A 12,346-nucleotide genomic window follows, 5' to 3' on the forward strand; every position below is an offset into this window, starting at 1 on the left:
AAAATGCACCCCCTAGAAATTCATCGGATAAACCAGGGGTTTATTCCAATGTCTATTCTAAGGGGTGCACTTCACTGTAACAATCGAGCGAAGGGAGTTTTTTTAATACTCGTTTCTAAAGACTATGGATTTCTTACTTTAACGTTTGAATAATTCCGTCCAATTCAGACAGATGCTTGATTTCGAACTTCGGCTTGATCTCTGTGGTATTGGTTTTAGCGTTTCGGTTCACCCAGACCGAGTGTACACCTGCTGCCAACGCTCCTTGAATATCAGTCGTCAGCTTATCTCCTACCATTAAAGCATGCTCAGGCTCAATACCAAGAAGCCCCAAAGCATGCTGAAATATAGCCGGATCAGGCTTGCCTCGACCAAAAGAACCTGAAATGACAACATGATCAAAAAAAGGAGCTAATTGAGGAACTCCATCCATTTTCTCCTGTTGTAGATCAGGGGAGCCATTTGTCAGCAATAACAGTTTGTAATGTCCCTTCAATTGTTCTAGAATCTCAAACGTTTCTTCATATACATGTGGACGCGCGCGTCTTTCCGAAGCAAATTGGGTAGCCAGCTTTTCCGCCAACTTCTCATTATCTATCCCTAGTTGCTGGAGTCCTCTACGCCATGATTCCTTTCGATAAACAGGGGCCAACTGTTCCAATTGGCGGAATTCAGGTTGCTCACCTGCTGTAAAATTCGCCCACAATCCTTCAAACGGGTTAATGCCGATCATTTGAGTAAAACTAAAGGTTTCATAGGATTCATACAAAGCGCGTGCTTCCTTACGTACCGCTTCCTCCAGAGTTTTCGGATCAACGCCTGCTTCACGGGAGCCTGTTTGGCACGCTGCATCAAATGCCTCTTCTACACTACGTTCATCCCATAAAAGGGTATCATCAAGATCAAACATTACCGCCTGAATCGTCATCTGAATTATCCACTCTCTTTCCACAGTATATGTACACCTATTTGCTCGGTTAAATATTTGAATCGTTATGTGTGCCCATATTAAGCAAGCGGCCGCAGCATGTTATATGAAATAACATCATACGGCCTTTGTTAAAGAGCTACAGGCTAAATCAGTTATTTCTTGTCCACCTGTATCTGATTGGATAGCGCAAACTTCTCAAGTCGCTCTGCAATGGCATCCGTGTCATAGCGACCTAATGATTTTGTGAAAATGAAATTACCGCCCTTACCTTTTCTTTCAACGGTTACGTAACCCTTTTCAATCTTGATGGCTTTCATGTCCCCAGCCGTCATTGGACGTTCTCTACCACCTTTCAGCATATAGAGAGTATCCTTTCCCACTTTCAAATAAGGACGACGGATGAAAAAGATAACAGCCAGCATCAAGTATAGGCCGAATACAAGCCAATCCATCCCTCGCATGCCAGTCTTAGTCAAAAAGTAACTCATAAGCATGTACAATACAGAAAGACCAGCCAGCATAATTGGCACAGTAATGTTACGACCACGGAAAATATCCATTGCAGAACCTGCGCCGTTAATGGTTTGAATGCCTTGCTTTTTGCGCGATTTATTTAAATGCGCTGTGTTTTTGCGTACTTTTCTTTCAAATGATCGGGCCATCTCTCAATTCCTTCCCAGATATATTACAATAAAACAATTGCCTCAAAGCTGATCTATATAGATACCGAGAACGGTACCTAAAACAAAAGGCAAATTGCAGGCTTGGGCGCTTTAACAACATTAATGCTTCAGCCCGTCATTTCCCTTCGATGTATCATCGTCCACAAATTCAATTGTTTCAAGCTGCTGCCGAAAATTACGGCGAATGTTACCTAAATAAATTTCCCGAAGATTGGCGCGCTCTGTGGCTTCCTCTTCCGTCAAACCCTCGGATTTTGCTTTGCGCGCTAATTCATTGATGCGCTGTACCAAGCTGTCTATATCCAAATTGTGTCCCCTCCATAAAAGCAAAGATATAATACACTTTGACATGTAGAAAAGAGCTTGTCAAGGCTCCCGCATTACGCTCCCTGACAAGCTCTAATAGTCTATAGGTCAGAAGTTAGGAAGCTTGAGTACCTGACCTACCTGTACTCCCCGATCCTCTAAACCGTTAATCCGCACAATTCCTTCTATATATACCCGTGTATCCATTCGTTCCGGTTTATGATTTGCGGCAATCTCCCACAACGTATCTCCAGGTTGTACGGTCAGTTTAGTCACTTCTCCCTTGGAAGCTGAGGGTGCCGCGAAAACCGTAAGTACACCTGCCCCTGCAATCCAAGCAACAATCACTAAAATAAGAAGCTTAAGTAAAAGAGTATTAGTAATAATTTGCATAAAATGCGCTCTACCCTCTTTTCGGGTCTCCTGCAAATTTTCTGAATTCATCGGAAAAATACTTTGATAAGTGCTATATTTCATCATTGGCTGCGACCTCCAAACGTTTGTTCTTATGTTTTCACAATATAACACGAACATTTGTTTTGTTCAATAGAAAAGAGAACAAAAGTTCGCGATTATTTTTAGGGATTATTTAGAACTTATGTTTGTACGAACGGAGGTTCTATGCTATAATTTTCCCAAACGTTACTAAATGGGGTTGATACGGTATGTCTAAGATTTCGAGCCGCCAGCAGGCCATTCTTGAATTTATCCGCAATGAAGTGCGTCTAAAGGGATACCCCCCTTCTGTACGCGAAATAGGCGAGGCTGTCGGATTGGCCTCCAGTTCTACGGTTCACGGTCATTTGGATCGTTTAGAGAAAAAAGGACTCATTCGACGCGATCCTACAAAACCACGGGCTATTGAGTTACTCGGTCAAGACGAATCGGATAACAGCAACTTGATTAATTACTCCATTAGTCGTGTCCCCGTCGTCGGCAAAGTAACTGCTGGCCTTCCTATTACGGCGACAGAAAATATTGAAGATTACTTTCCTCTTCCCCAACACTTTGTTGGTGAGGATAAAATATTCATGTTATCTGTTGTAGGCGAAAGCATGATTGAGGCTGGGATTGCTAACGGAGACTATGTAATCGTACGTCAGCAGCAGACCGCTGATAATGGCGATATTGTTGTAGCTATGACAGATGAAGACGAAGCTACAGTTAAAACCTTCTACAAAGAAAAAGATCATATCCGGCTTCAACCTGAAAATCCAGCCTTTGAACCGCTTCGCCTGACACACGTCAGCATTTTGGGCAAGGTTGTAGGACTCTTCCGGGACTTCCACTGATTTCTCGTTCTTTCTTCCCCGTTATTCTAACCACTAATACAAAACCGGCTGCTTAGGGTAAGCCGGTTTTGTATTGTTATTGTGTTTACTATGTATCTCACAACTATTTTTTCATTTCAGCAATCTATTCCTATAGTTTCTACTATAAAATCAGCCTCCTCATCTCAAATAATCACCCACTGATCTTGAGATCACACATAACAACCTACGATCGTATTCAGTACATACAAATACTTATCCATTTCAGGTATTTAGAAAAGCAACTCGAAGCTGTAATTTCCGAAAGAAACAATTACCCAGAAAACAGCCAAGAATATAAACTGCTCTCTGAACAACTGAATCATATTCTTGCTCAAGAGGCGTACTACGAGAAAAAACTTAACACTCTTAATAGTAAATAATTTTCATACTAAACTGCATATTATTTATCTACACTATTAGACTCATGCCGACCTGCCTGTAACATTCTCCTGCAACGTAAAGTTGAAATGGCGAAGACAGGTTCGCATGAGTTTTTTGTTAACCATTAGTAATATAGGTACCAGCTTCTTTTTGCTTTTAATAGATTTATGCTGATACATTACTATCACAATTGACATAGTATATAGCAGACCTAAGCAAAGGAGATATGCAGATGATCAGAAATAGAGTTAAAACGTATAAGCATCGCATCGGAAAAAACAGATATCTGGTCGTTAAAGTCTTTCAAGCCGCAGCTGCTAAAACAGGAAGCGGAAATGCACTAGCAACCAATGCCTTGAATATCAAAATTTCCAAGCGTAAGCATAAACACCACTAAGATTCATCCGTACCTTCATTTCCTTGAAGGGAGGTGATCATATGAGCAGAAGACATTGCAGACGTGATTTGAGAAGAAGAAGATCAAACATCCGTTCGAATCAAAGAGCCGTTGCGCGTGCAAGAGGTAACGCACTGGCTGTTAATCTGTTTAGCGTGAATGATAGACAACGCAGACGTTAATAATCGTTTTCAAGCAAAAGCAGGAAGGATTCTTCCTGCTCAGGCTGTCGAGAAACCCCCTGTTTTTTTGCAGGGGGTTTAAAACTGTCTTAGTGGTCTAAAAACTAGGGTCCTCAGATCGTTTTAAATCGATTTTTGTTTTAAAAGATGCGTCTCCCCATATAAAAATAGAAGTGTCGAAAAGTCCTCTGGACTTTCTCGACACTCTGAGCAGGAAGGATTCTTCCTGCTTTTTTTGTGTTAAACGGTACACCTAACTACTGCTATGAATCGTTGAAGCAAGCGGACGAGATCGTAGAATATCAGACATAGTTGAACAGTCGCTACAATTTTGCTCTTTTTATAAATCTAACAGACAGGAAATGGTGGCTCTCTTTTAGAATAGTGTGCGTAGAGAAATTAAACCAGGAGGAGACAAGCCATGATAATTAAAATGTCACTTTCGAATATGGGAGATTTTAAGAAGTCAAATGAGAATAACGGCTTTATTGTGTCAGGAAGGATAATACCTAAATACGAGAACGATAATTGGACATATATAGAAGAAAGTTTCCCCGAACCATATTTTAAACAGTATGAGGATGATGACGTTGACATCAGTTATATTGATGAACAAGGAAAATCTATTTTTTTATATTATGATGAGAACGACTGTGTTGGGCAAATTAAACTTTGTACTAATTGGAATGGCTATGCTCTAATTGAGGATATTGCCGTCGCTAAAGACTGGAGACACAAGGGAATCGGAGCAGCCTTATTGAGTAAAGCAACCGAGTGGGCTAAGCAGAATAACCTTGTTGGTCTTATGCTTGAAACACAGGATGTGAATGTTTTAGCTTGTCGATTCTATGCTAAAAATAACTTTGTAATCGGCGGAGTTGATACTATGCTATATTCTAACTTTTCCACAGCCCATGAAAAAGCAATTTTTTGGTATTATAAGTTTAAGCATTCAAATTAGCCTAAAATCAAACTGATCAGCAAACAAAGCTCTGCCAACCAATTAAGGCTAGCAGAGCTTTTGAATTATTTAGAGTATCCACTTACTTCAAACGTGAGGATGCGATCATTTTCAGCATGTAAACCTTTTCTGCTCTTATCAGGAATCTGAAACTGAACGTCTATATACAATAACAGTTAAAATCCCGCTAATTATAATGACCACTGTAAAAATCAATAACATATTGCTATATAAATAAGCAGATGGAAAATTAATGATTGGTATAAATTTTTGATGAATAAAACGTATTGATAATAAGCCTCCTACAACTGAAATCCCTGTTCCTTCTGATAAAAAGCTTATAAAATTAAGCAAGCTCATTCCTGCGCCAGCTTCTTCTTGTCTTAAACTACTTGAAACAATAGTGGATATTACTGTTTTAATAAAAGAAAGACCACCGAAAACAAAGACTAGAATAATAGACATCAGCCAAGGTGTCATTTCAATAAAGAAAGCAGCTATCAAAAAGCTGACGGCAAGAAATGCAACGCCGACTGCTAGCACATGTAAGGAACCTTTCTTATCAACAAGTGCTCCTCCAAGGAAACCAAAGAAAATAACACTCATCGTTCCAGGAAAAATAATTCCACTGCCAATCATTGCGGTACTTAAGTGATGAACGTCTTTCATCATATAAGGGACCATAGAAACAAATCCAGCTACGGTACCAAACATAAGTCCGCCACAAAAGATTCCTATCATAAATGCAGTATTTTTCCCCAATGAAGGATCAACAAAAGGATTGGTTACTTGTCTGATATGTTTTAAAAAGATCAAGAAAAAAAGAATACTTATCACCAGAAAAGAAATTCTGTAAGACGTTGTATACAACATAAACATTACAATGCCTAGAGATATAAGCACGATTCCTGCAATGTCAAGTGAACCCTTTGATATGACTTCCTTTTTCAATAATTTTATCAGGAAGGGAACAGTGACAAACGTTAGAACAGGAAGAAGCAGTAAATGAGACCAATGAATATAATGAGCAATCATCCCACCAATAGCCGGTCCTATCCCTTCACCGATTGCTACGATAGACCCGATGAGGCCATATGCCTTGCCCCTGTTTTCTTTTCGGATATAGCGAGCAACTACGACCATCACAAGTGAAGGAAATGCAGCTGCACCAATCCCTTGTATAAATCGCCCCAAGATAAGTGTTGGAAAAAAAGTATGTCCCATAAATCCAATTAATGATCCTATGCAATTCACTATGATTCCAAACAGGAGCAACCTTTTAATACCTAACTGATCAGATAGCTTTCCGTATACAGCGGTTCCTATAGAAAAACTTAGCATAAAGGCAGTATTTACCCAATTTGTAACGGCTGGTGTTTTATTGAATTCATCAGCAATATCAGGTAAAGAGATATTAAGAACCATTTCATTTAACACACTAAAAAACGAAAGAACACAAAGCCACATTAAAATTTGGTTATGGTGTAAAACAGACTGTGAATAAGGGGGTTTCAATTTTGACCCTCCAGAAATGAGGGTTAACGTAGTTTATAGGGTCAAAAATATAACGTTCGGATACATTCGGTTTTCCGCAGTATAATAGGAAGAAATAAATTTTTATTCAGATATCTTAGGGTCTGTTCTGGTTCAAATATGGTCAAAATATGGTCAAAAGCTACATGTCCTTTCTTGCACTTGGTCCTGGAGAATTCCAGGGCCTTTTTGCTCTAACTTCAGTTCTTAATCTTCATCAAATTCAAAATGATGATATTTGATTTCATCTTCTACATACTCGACAGTTCTTAAAATGTATTGACCTTCTGCATAACATAAAAGTTCCCAGCCATCAATTGATAACTCATCTAAAACATATAGAAGATCCAATTCTCCGTATTCCTGTATAACATCCTCAGACTTAAATCTCCAACACTCTTCAGGATGTTTGATTTTTTCCAGTATATCATGGCGTTTGAGTTTGACTTTCTCAATTTCAATCTTTTTCTTTCCTGCTTCCACATGTATCCCTCCAGATCAATATTTTGTTTGAACAAAATATTCTTAGTACGGCACAAAAAGCGGCTGTATAATCTATTCTTTACTATAACTATTTCTTTGTTCTTGTTTACGTTTTTCAATCCAATCTAAAAAGTCGCTTTTCATGACTCTTCTGCTGTTACCCACTGAAAAATTAGGAATACCACCGTAGTCCTCATTTATTTTTAATAACTCATATACAGTACGTCTGGAGATGCTCATATATTTAGCAATATCATTAGATGTAAGTACGTCTGGAAGCGTTTTTAATGTCTTCCTTTCTTTACCTACAGTCGATATATCGTATTCGCTATCGCTTAATATCCTTTCGCTGTAACGTACTTCAACTTCTTCATCTATGTATTGATTAATGTCCTTCAGTAATTTTTCAAGAAAGTCCTGTTTACTCCTCATTCTGTCCCTCCTTTTTAGAAGATATATTCTCAATAAATGTACCATTACGCATTGCCCTCAAAATCGCCTTTGCGCAAAGTTCATGGATATAATCCTGTGTCTCCTGAGGAAATTGATTAATATGCATTCTACATACCGCCTTTTTTATTTTGTGATTATAGAAAAATATCCCAAGGTCTGATAGACTGGGTCGTGAATATAGTCATCTATCTGGAGGTTATTTATGGTTTTATTATCAATATTGTGTTTCCTCCTCTTTCTTCTTTTAATTGTCTTATCTATAGTGCATTTATTTAAAAAAACAGGGAAAGCAAAATGGATGTTTCTATCATCTATCGGATCGCTTGTTATATGTATTGCACTTGTTGTAAGCAATGCCTTGACATTAGTGTCATCCCCGCTAGATGCTACTCAACAAAACGGCCAACTTGAGCCTCCAAAAAAGGAGATTGTCGAAAACCCTTCAACGATTAACTTAAGCGAGTTCAACCGTCTGAAAATGGGCATATCATATGATCAGGCGACTGACATTATTGGCGGTTATGGAGAGGTGCTCTCTGAAGGAGAAACGGAAGGTACACCATTTCACACAATCATTTATCAGTACGAAGGAGAAGGTTCCCTTGGAGCAAATGCAAATTTGATGTTTCAAGGTGGCAAACTCACAAACAAAGCGCAATATGGTCTGAAATGATTAATCGCCCTGAAGAAATTCAGGGCTTTCGCTTTAACCAGTTGAAACAATATCCTCCAGCTTAATCCAACTAAAATCATCCTCACCACGAAACAGTTTTACTTCGCGTCTAGCGGTGTTAATCGACGTAACCACCAGTCATAACCTCATCGTCAAACGGGCTAAATACGGTCACTGTGACGGCTGTACGTGTGTTGTAAGAGTCTATTAGCGCCTGCTCGATTAGTTGCACTTCCTGATCATCCAATTCCGGTTTACCGCGCCGCTGACGGTCTTTCATTAAACGCAAATAAGCTTCTTTGTGTTCAGGGATGATTATCCGGCTGCTTTCCCAAAATCCGTTACCTTCTAATTTTTTAGACATGTATGTAGCCTCCTGATGTATTATGTAACGATTATATTACGAACATTTGTTCCTAACAAGGTGTTTTATTTGCCATCTATAAAACTTTTGTACTAGAAAAATATTCCTAGGTCATATATACTATTTTTATGAAAATGTTGGTTAAATAGGGGGAAGTAATATTGAATAAACCAGTATATAAGAAATGGTGGTTTTGGGCTATCATGGCGTTTGCAGTTATTGGGGGAATAAGTGGCGGTCTAAAAGATAGAGAAGGAACACAGACTGTAGCTGAAGTAGATTCAAAGCAAGTTTCTGAAGCAAAAACTGTACAGGCACCTTCACCAACGGAAAAGGTTGAAACCGCTGTATCTGTCCCAGTCCCTAAGAAAGAAGCAGTATCAACAACCGAAGAAAAAGCTGAGAAAACAGAACCTACACAGGAAGAATGGCAAGCTAGTTATAAACAAATTTTACTCAATGAAACTTCTTCATATATTGAATTGACCGTAAAAGGGACTCTATCATTTGAGCGTCATGAATCAGCTATTAAGGTTTTAAACAAATATTCTGAAAAGGTAGCACCTAGCGAAAAAGATAATGCTTCGAAACTTGCTGAAGCAGTAGAAAAAGATAATCTTGCTACAGCTCAGAAAATTTATATCTTAATGGGCGGCGATGATTTTCCAGAGTTACACAAAAAATGACTTAAATAAAAATAACCCCGGAGCAATCCGGGGTTTTAATATTCTGTGAAATACCTATTTGCAGCACCCGGGGGCGTGACTATCTTTTGATCACGATCCCAGCCCTCTATAATCATAATGTGGTGCGTATCGTTCTTGTTATCCCATGCAATATAGTTATCCCTCTTAAGAGCTAGTAACCCGGCTTTAATATCCTCTGTACGCCTTCCTGTCTTTATCTCAGGGTTCTATGCTGTTGGCAGAAAAAAGGTACAGACTCCTCATTTTTCATGAGTAACTTTACCTTTTGCAACAAAGGGAATTTTTCAATCGCCTCTGATATGTTCCAGGAGGTATTTCATAGTTAAAGAAATTTTTCATATACTTAAAAATCAATAAGTAAGATATCCATTTCCCCATAAAGGACTTAGTTCTCCCACATTACCGATTCTTAACTTATATGTTCCTGGCTTAACATTGTAAAAAGTTCTTGTTGTATTCAGATTAGTAAATGTCCCTGGAACTGAAATTATTTGCTCATGACTATTATTTCCCCACCCCACTAATTGGTAGCTAACAACAGGATTGTAACGACTATCTTCTAAATATTGAACTAATGTAATATTTACATTTCCTCCGGAAATATCGAATGCCTCATCTGATATAGTATAGCTGTTCACACCATTTAATGTGTAATAGTAAATTGATTGAAGCGATGCTTTTGATTCTGCTTCTCTGTAGACATCTTTTGTTACCGGCTCAGCAAATGGAGTTACAGATTCTATGTTGTATGTTGCGTCTGTTGAGGTTGGAACTACAGCATGACTAACTTCAGAAGCAAAAGCTGGGGTCACCATGGTAACAGCTAGAATAGACGTAACGGCAACAGATAATAATAATAATTTTTTCATAATAAATGCCTCCAATTTATTGAATTTATGTAACACACGAATCGTATCATAAATATAGTATGTAATGGGATTTCAGACAAAAGAACAAGTAACTTTTCAATTTTTGATAAAATTATACATATAATAAGCCCTCGTTTTATGATAACAACAACCACTATATTAATAGAGGACCATTCAGCAACCGTTAAGACAAGACTATATACCTTTAAGTTTGGAATAAAATAATAAACAACAAAGGACTCCATACTGGTTACATTTCAGCGGAGTCCTTTTTCACATCTACTCTAAATTCAAATTGATTCCGTATGTAATAAGCTCCGGCAATCTTGACCGAATCAGGCGAAAACTTTTCTATAGTTCCGCCATAGTCTACAACCGATACCACGTCTTCTCCCAATGACTGAACAACGTATACTCTTACCTGGTTTAATGCAGCTGCAAATAGTCCGATATCCGACTTTAACACTTTATATGTATGATTCATGCTGATCACATCAAGATAGGTATTCGGTGAATAGTTTGAGTAATCCTTCAATAAAAATAACCCCGGAGTATTCCGGGGTTTAACATTCTGTAAAGTATATATATAAATTAACGGAAGCCCTAATGTTCAAACTATATACTGTATATTTTGTATTGAACTTGTCTTAACGCAACCTGAAACCAACATAAGGTTTCATCCCCCAGGTTCTCGAAATTACATGACCTAATGCTACATTTTTGCCTTCATATTTTATTGCCCCTGCTTTAAAGTCAATGGTGTCATAAGCCTTAGCTGCTTCGTTCGGATTTTTTCCCGAAATAGCAAGCCGGATTGCATCTGCCGCAAACGCCTTCATATCATTTTGTATTTCTGCTGGAAATTTTTCTGCTGCACTTGCTCTTAATGTTTCGAGTGTACTTCTAAGTAGTTCCTCTATCCAAGCTAAGAAAGGGCCGGGATTTGCGGATGCAACAGATACTCCAGCAGCTACAAGCCCTAACGCTGCATCTGTTTCACTAATATCATCTGCCCAAGCCAAGGTCCATGGAGGAGGCCCAGCTTCTACTTGCGCTTTTCGCTCATCTTTATTGCTTCGATATCCTGTAGATCTTCCAATGCGCACTTCAGGAACTTTGATTTCTGGCATTTTGATTTCTGGCATTTTGATTTCTGGAACTTTGATCTCAGGCATTTTAATATCAGGAGCCTTTGGCATTTTGAACATAATAATACACCATCCATTTCCTTTAAGTTATGGTTGAATCAATCCTGACTAACAGGATGTTATTTTAGTTTGCCTATAAAATCAAAAACAAGTCACGTTGTAATAATCATTAATATTGGAAGAATTCCTTCGGCGAGAATTTGTTCCGCCTAGATTGTACGATGTTGAAGGTTAAGCCTTTGGTCATTATGTAGGCGTGTCCACTGAATTGGAGATCGGTATTCCCTCTCCGCCTTGGCTGATTCACTCAAATATTCCAGCAAGTAAAGCGAAGAAAGTTCAGATTTTAGAAACTATTCCCCCTTAACGTAAAAAACACCCCACCGGCTTTAGCCAGCAGGGTATCACCGATGCTTTCGGATTGCATAACGATGCGTTCTCGCATGCTACTTTGTTTGTAATCGAAAACAAGTGTTATTAGATACAATATTAGTATTTAATTTTAAGCGTTACTACTTCCACTGCATCACCAAATCTATCAACAACCGATATCTCACCAGCAATTGCCCCATCATACGTAATATTAGTTGGGTTCGAAGATATTTCAATGAGTCCTCTTGAGGATACTGTAAAATCCTTTTTTTCACCCAGAACATAGTACCAATAACCTGAACCATATCCTAATTGATAAGTCTCATTTGGACGAAGGGTAACTGTATACTTAAGCTCTTTTGCATCAGCAACTGATGTAAAAGAAGAGAAGCTTGATACAGATAAACCAGTTGTTATAAGCACTCCTAAAAATAATGAAATAAACATTTTCTTCATAATAAGTCCCCTTTTCTCAGATATAGGATTACTATAATTTACCACAGATGAATTTGTCAAGAATTTTCTGGAAAATAAATTTAAGACTTCATAAATAAAAAACACCCCACCAGCTTAGTCAGTAGGGTGTCACC

At 38.4% G+C, this 12,346-nt stretch carries 17 protein-coding genes and 1 pseudogene; 6 read left to right on the plus strand and 12 right to left on the minus strand.

From position 1 onward, the window contains the following. Positions 1-133: 133 nt before the first annotated feature. The 4 genes from ACL9RM_RS24370 to ACL9RM_RS24385 all read right to left on the minus strand — a co-directional run bounded on the left by ACL9RM_RS24370 (position 134) and on the right by ACL9RM_RS24385 (position 2,397). Positions 134-928, minus strand: coding sequence for an HAD family hydrolase (locus ACL9RM_RS24370; protein ID WP_250268930.1), 795 nt, complete (start codon positions 926-928; stop codon positions 134-136). 155 nt (positions 929-1,083) lie between these two features. Then, entirely contained in the window at positions 1,084-1,593 is a 510-nt protein-coding gene (locus ACL9RM_RS24375) for a hypothetical protein (protein WP_061831521.1), read from the minus strand. Positions 1,594-1,713: 120 nt separating this feature from the next. Next, positions 1,714-1,920, minus strand: a complete 207-nt coding sequence (locus ACL9RM_RS24380) for a DUF896 domain-containing protein (protein WP_013310543.1) — start codon at positions 1,918-1,920, stop codon at positions 1,714-1,716. A gap of 108 nt (positions 1,921-2,028) precedes the next feature. Further along, positions 2,029-2,397, minus strand: a complete 369-nt coding sequence (locus tag ACL9RM_RS24385; RefSeq protein ID WP_250268931.1) for a LysM peptidoglycan-binding domain-containing protein — start codon at positions 2,395-2,397, stop codon at positions 2,029-2,031. 188 nt (positions 2,398-2,585) lie between these two features. Here ACL9RM_RS24385 and lexA point away from each other — a divergent pair, with 188 nt between their 5' ends. The 4 genes from lexA to ACL9RM_RS24405 all read left to right on the plus strand — a co-directional run bounded on the left by lexA (position 2,586) and on the right by ACL9RM_RS24405 (position 5,154). Then, on the plus strand, positions 2,586-3,212 hold the full coding sequence (gene lexA, locus ACL9RM_RS24390; protein ID WP_013310545.1) for a transcriptional repressor LexA: 627 nt from the start codon (positions 2,586-2,588) through the stop codon (positions 3,210-3,212). A 634-nt stretch (positions 3,213-3,846) separates the two neighbouring features. Then, on the plus strand, positions 3,847-4,011 hold the full coding sequence (locus ACL9RM_RS24395; RefSeq protein ID WP_016821950.1) for a hypothetical protein: 165 nt from the start codon (positions 3,847-3,849) through the stop codon (positions 4,009-4,011). A 41-nt stretch (positions 4,012-4,052) separates the two neighbouring features. Continuing rightward, the gene (locus tag ACL9RM_RS24400) at positions 4,053-4,193 is read left to right on the plus strand and encodes a hypothetical protein (RefSeq protein ID WP_165177052.1); all 141 of its coding nucleotides are present in this window, start codon (positions 4,053-4,055) and stop codon (positions 4,191-4,193) included. 421 nt (positions 4,194-4,614) lie between these two features. After that, positions 4,615-5,154 (plus strand): GNAT family N-acetyltransferase, encoded by a 540-nt coding sequence (locus tag ACL9RM_RS24405; RefSeq protein ID WP_069289681.1) that lies wholly within the window; start codon positions 4,615-4,617, stop codon positions 5,152-5,154. A 138-nt stretch (positions 5,155-5,292) separates the two neighbouring features. On the opposite strand, the gene tet is transcribed toward ACL9RM_RS24405, so the two are convergent. The 3 genes from tet to ACL9RM_RS24420 form a co-directional block, all read right to left on the minus strand. Beyond that, positions 5,293-6,669, minus strand: a complete 1,377-nt coding sequence (tet, locus tag ACL9RM_RS24410; protein ID WP_250268515.1) for a Tet(L)/Tet(K)/Tet(45) family tetracycline efflux MFS transporter — start codon at positions 6,667-6,669, stop codon at positions 5,293-5,295. A gap of 225 nt (positions 6,670-6,894) precedes the next feature. After that, positions 6,895-7,170, minus strand: a complete 276-nt coding sequence (locus ACL9RM_RS24415) for a hypothetical protein (RefSeq protein ID WP_250268516.1) — start codon at positions 7,168-7,170, stop codon at positions 6,895-6,897. Between the two features lie 72 nt (positions 7,171-7,242). Then, positions 7,243-7,602: a helix-turn-helix domain-containing protein gene (locus ACL9RM_RS24420; RefSeq protein ID WP_250268517.1), complete on the minus strand. Its 360-nt coding sequence runs from the start codon at positions 7,600-7,602 to the stop codon at positions 7,243-7,245. 223 nt (positions 7,603-7,825) lie between these two features. Here ACL9RM_RS24420 and ACL9RM_RS24425 point away from each other — a divergent pair, with 223 nt between their 5' ends. Further along, on the plus strand, positions 7,826-8,296 hold the full coding sequence (locus tag ACL9RM_RS24425; protein WP_250268518.1) for a hypothetical protein: 471 nt from the start codon (positions 7,826-7,828) through the stop codon (positions 8,294-8,296). Between the two features lie 33 nt (positions 8,297-8,329). Here the strand turns inward: ACL9RM_RS24425 and ACL9RM_RS24430 are convergent. Next, positions 8,330-8,660: pseudogene (locus ACL9RM_RS24430) on the minus strand (YolD-like family protein). Between the two features lie 161 nt (positions 8,661-8,821). Between ACL9RM_RS24430 and ACL9RM_RS24435 the strand changes: the two are divergent. After that, complete coding sequence (locus tag ACL9RM_RS24435; protein WP_250268519.1) at positions 8,822-9,346, plus strand: hypothetical protein; 525 nt, start codon at positions 8,822-8,824, stop codon at positions 9,344-9,346. Between the two features lie 371 nt (positions 9,347-9,717). Here the strand turns inward: ACL9RM_RS24435 and ACL9RM_RS24440 are convergent, their stop codons facing one another. From ACL9RM_RS24440 to ACL9RM_RS24455, 4 genes are all read right to left on the minus strand, one after another. Next, positions 9,718-10,236, minus strand: a complete 519-nt coding sequence (locus ACL9RM_RS24440; protein ID WP_250268520.1) for a hypothetical protein — start codon at positions 10,234-10,236, stop codon at positions 9,718-9,720. A gap of 250 nt (positions 10,237-10,486) precedes the next feature. Then, the gene (locus ACL9RM_RS24445) at positions 10,487-10,720 is read right to left on the minus strand and encodes a hypothetical protein (protein WP_250268932.1); all 234 of its coding nucleotides are present in this window, start codon (positions 10,718-10,720) and stop codon (positions 10,487-10,489) included. Positions 10,721-10,883: 163 nt separating this feature from the next. After that, positions 10,884-11,435, minus strand: a complete 552-nt coding sequence (locus tag ACL9RM_RS24450; RefSeq protein WP_250268521.1) for a hypothetical protein — start codon at positions 11,433-11,435, stop codon at positions 10,884-10,886. Between the two features lie 438 nt (positions 11,436-11,873). After that, positions 11,874-12,212 carry a hypothetical protein gene (locus tag ACL9RM_RS24455; protein ID WP_250268522.1) on the minus strand — a complete coding sequence of 113 codons (339 nt, stop codon included), beginning with the start codon at positions 12,210-12,212 and terminating at the stop codon, positions 11,874-11,876. Positions 12,213-12,346 lie beyond the last annotated feature (134 nt).

Origin of the sequence: Paenibacillus sp. S29 (assembly GCF_049319765.1) — a bacterium.
Classification (GTDB): domain Bacteria; phylum Bacillota; class Bacilli; order Paenibacillales; family Paenibacillaceae; genus Paenibacillus; species Paenibacillus polymyxa_B.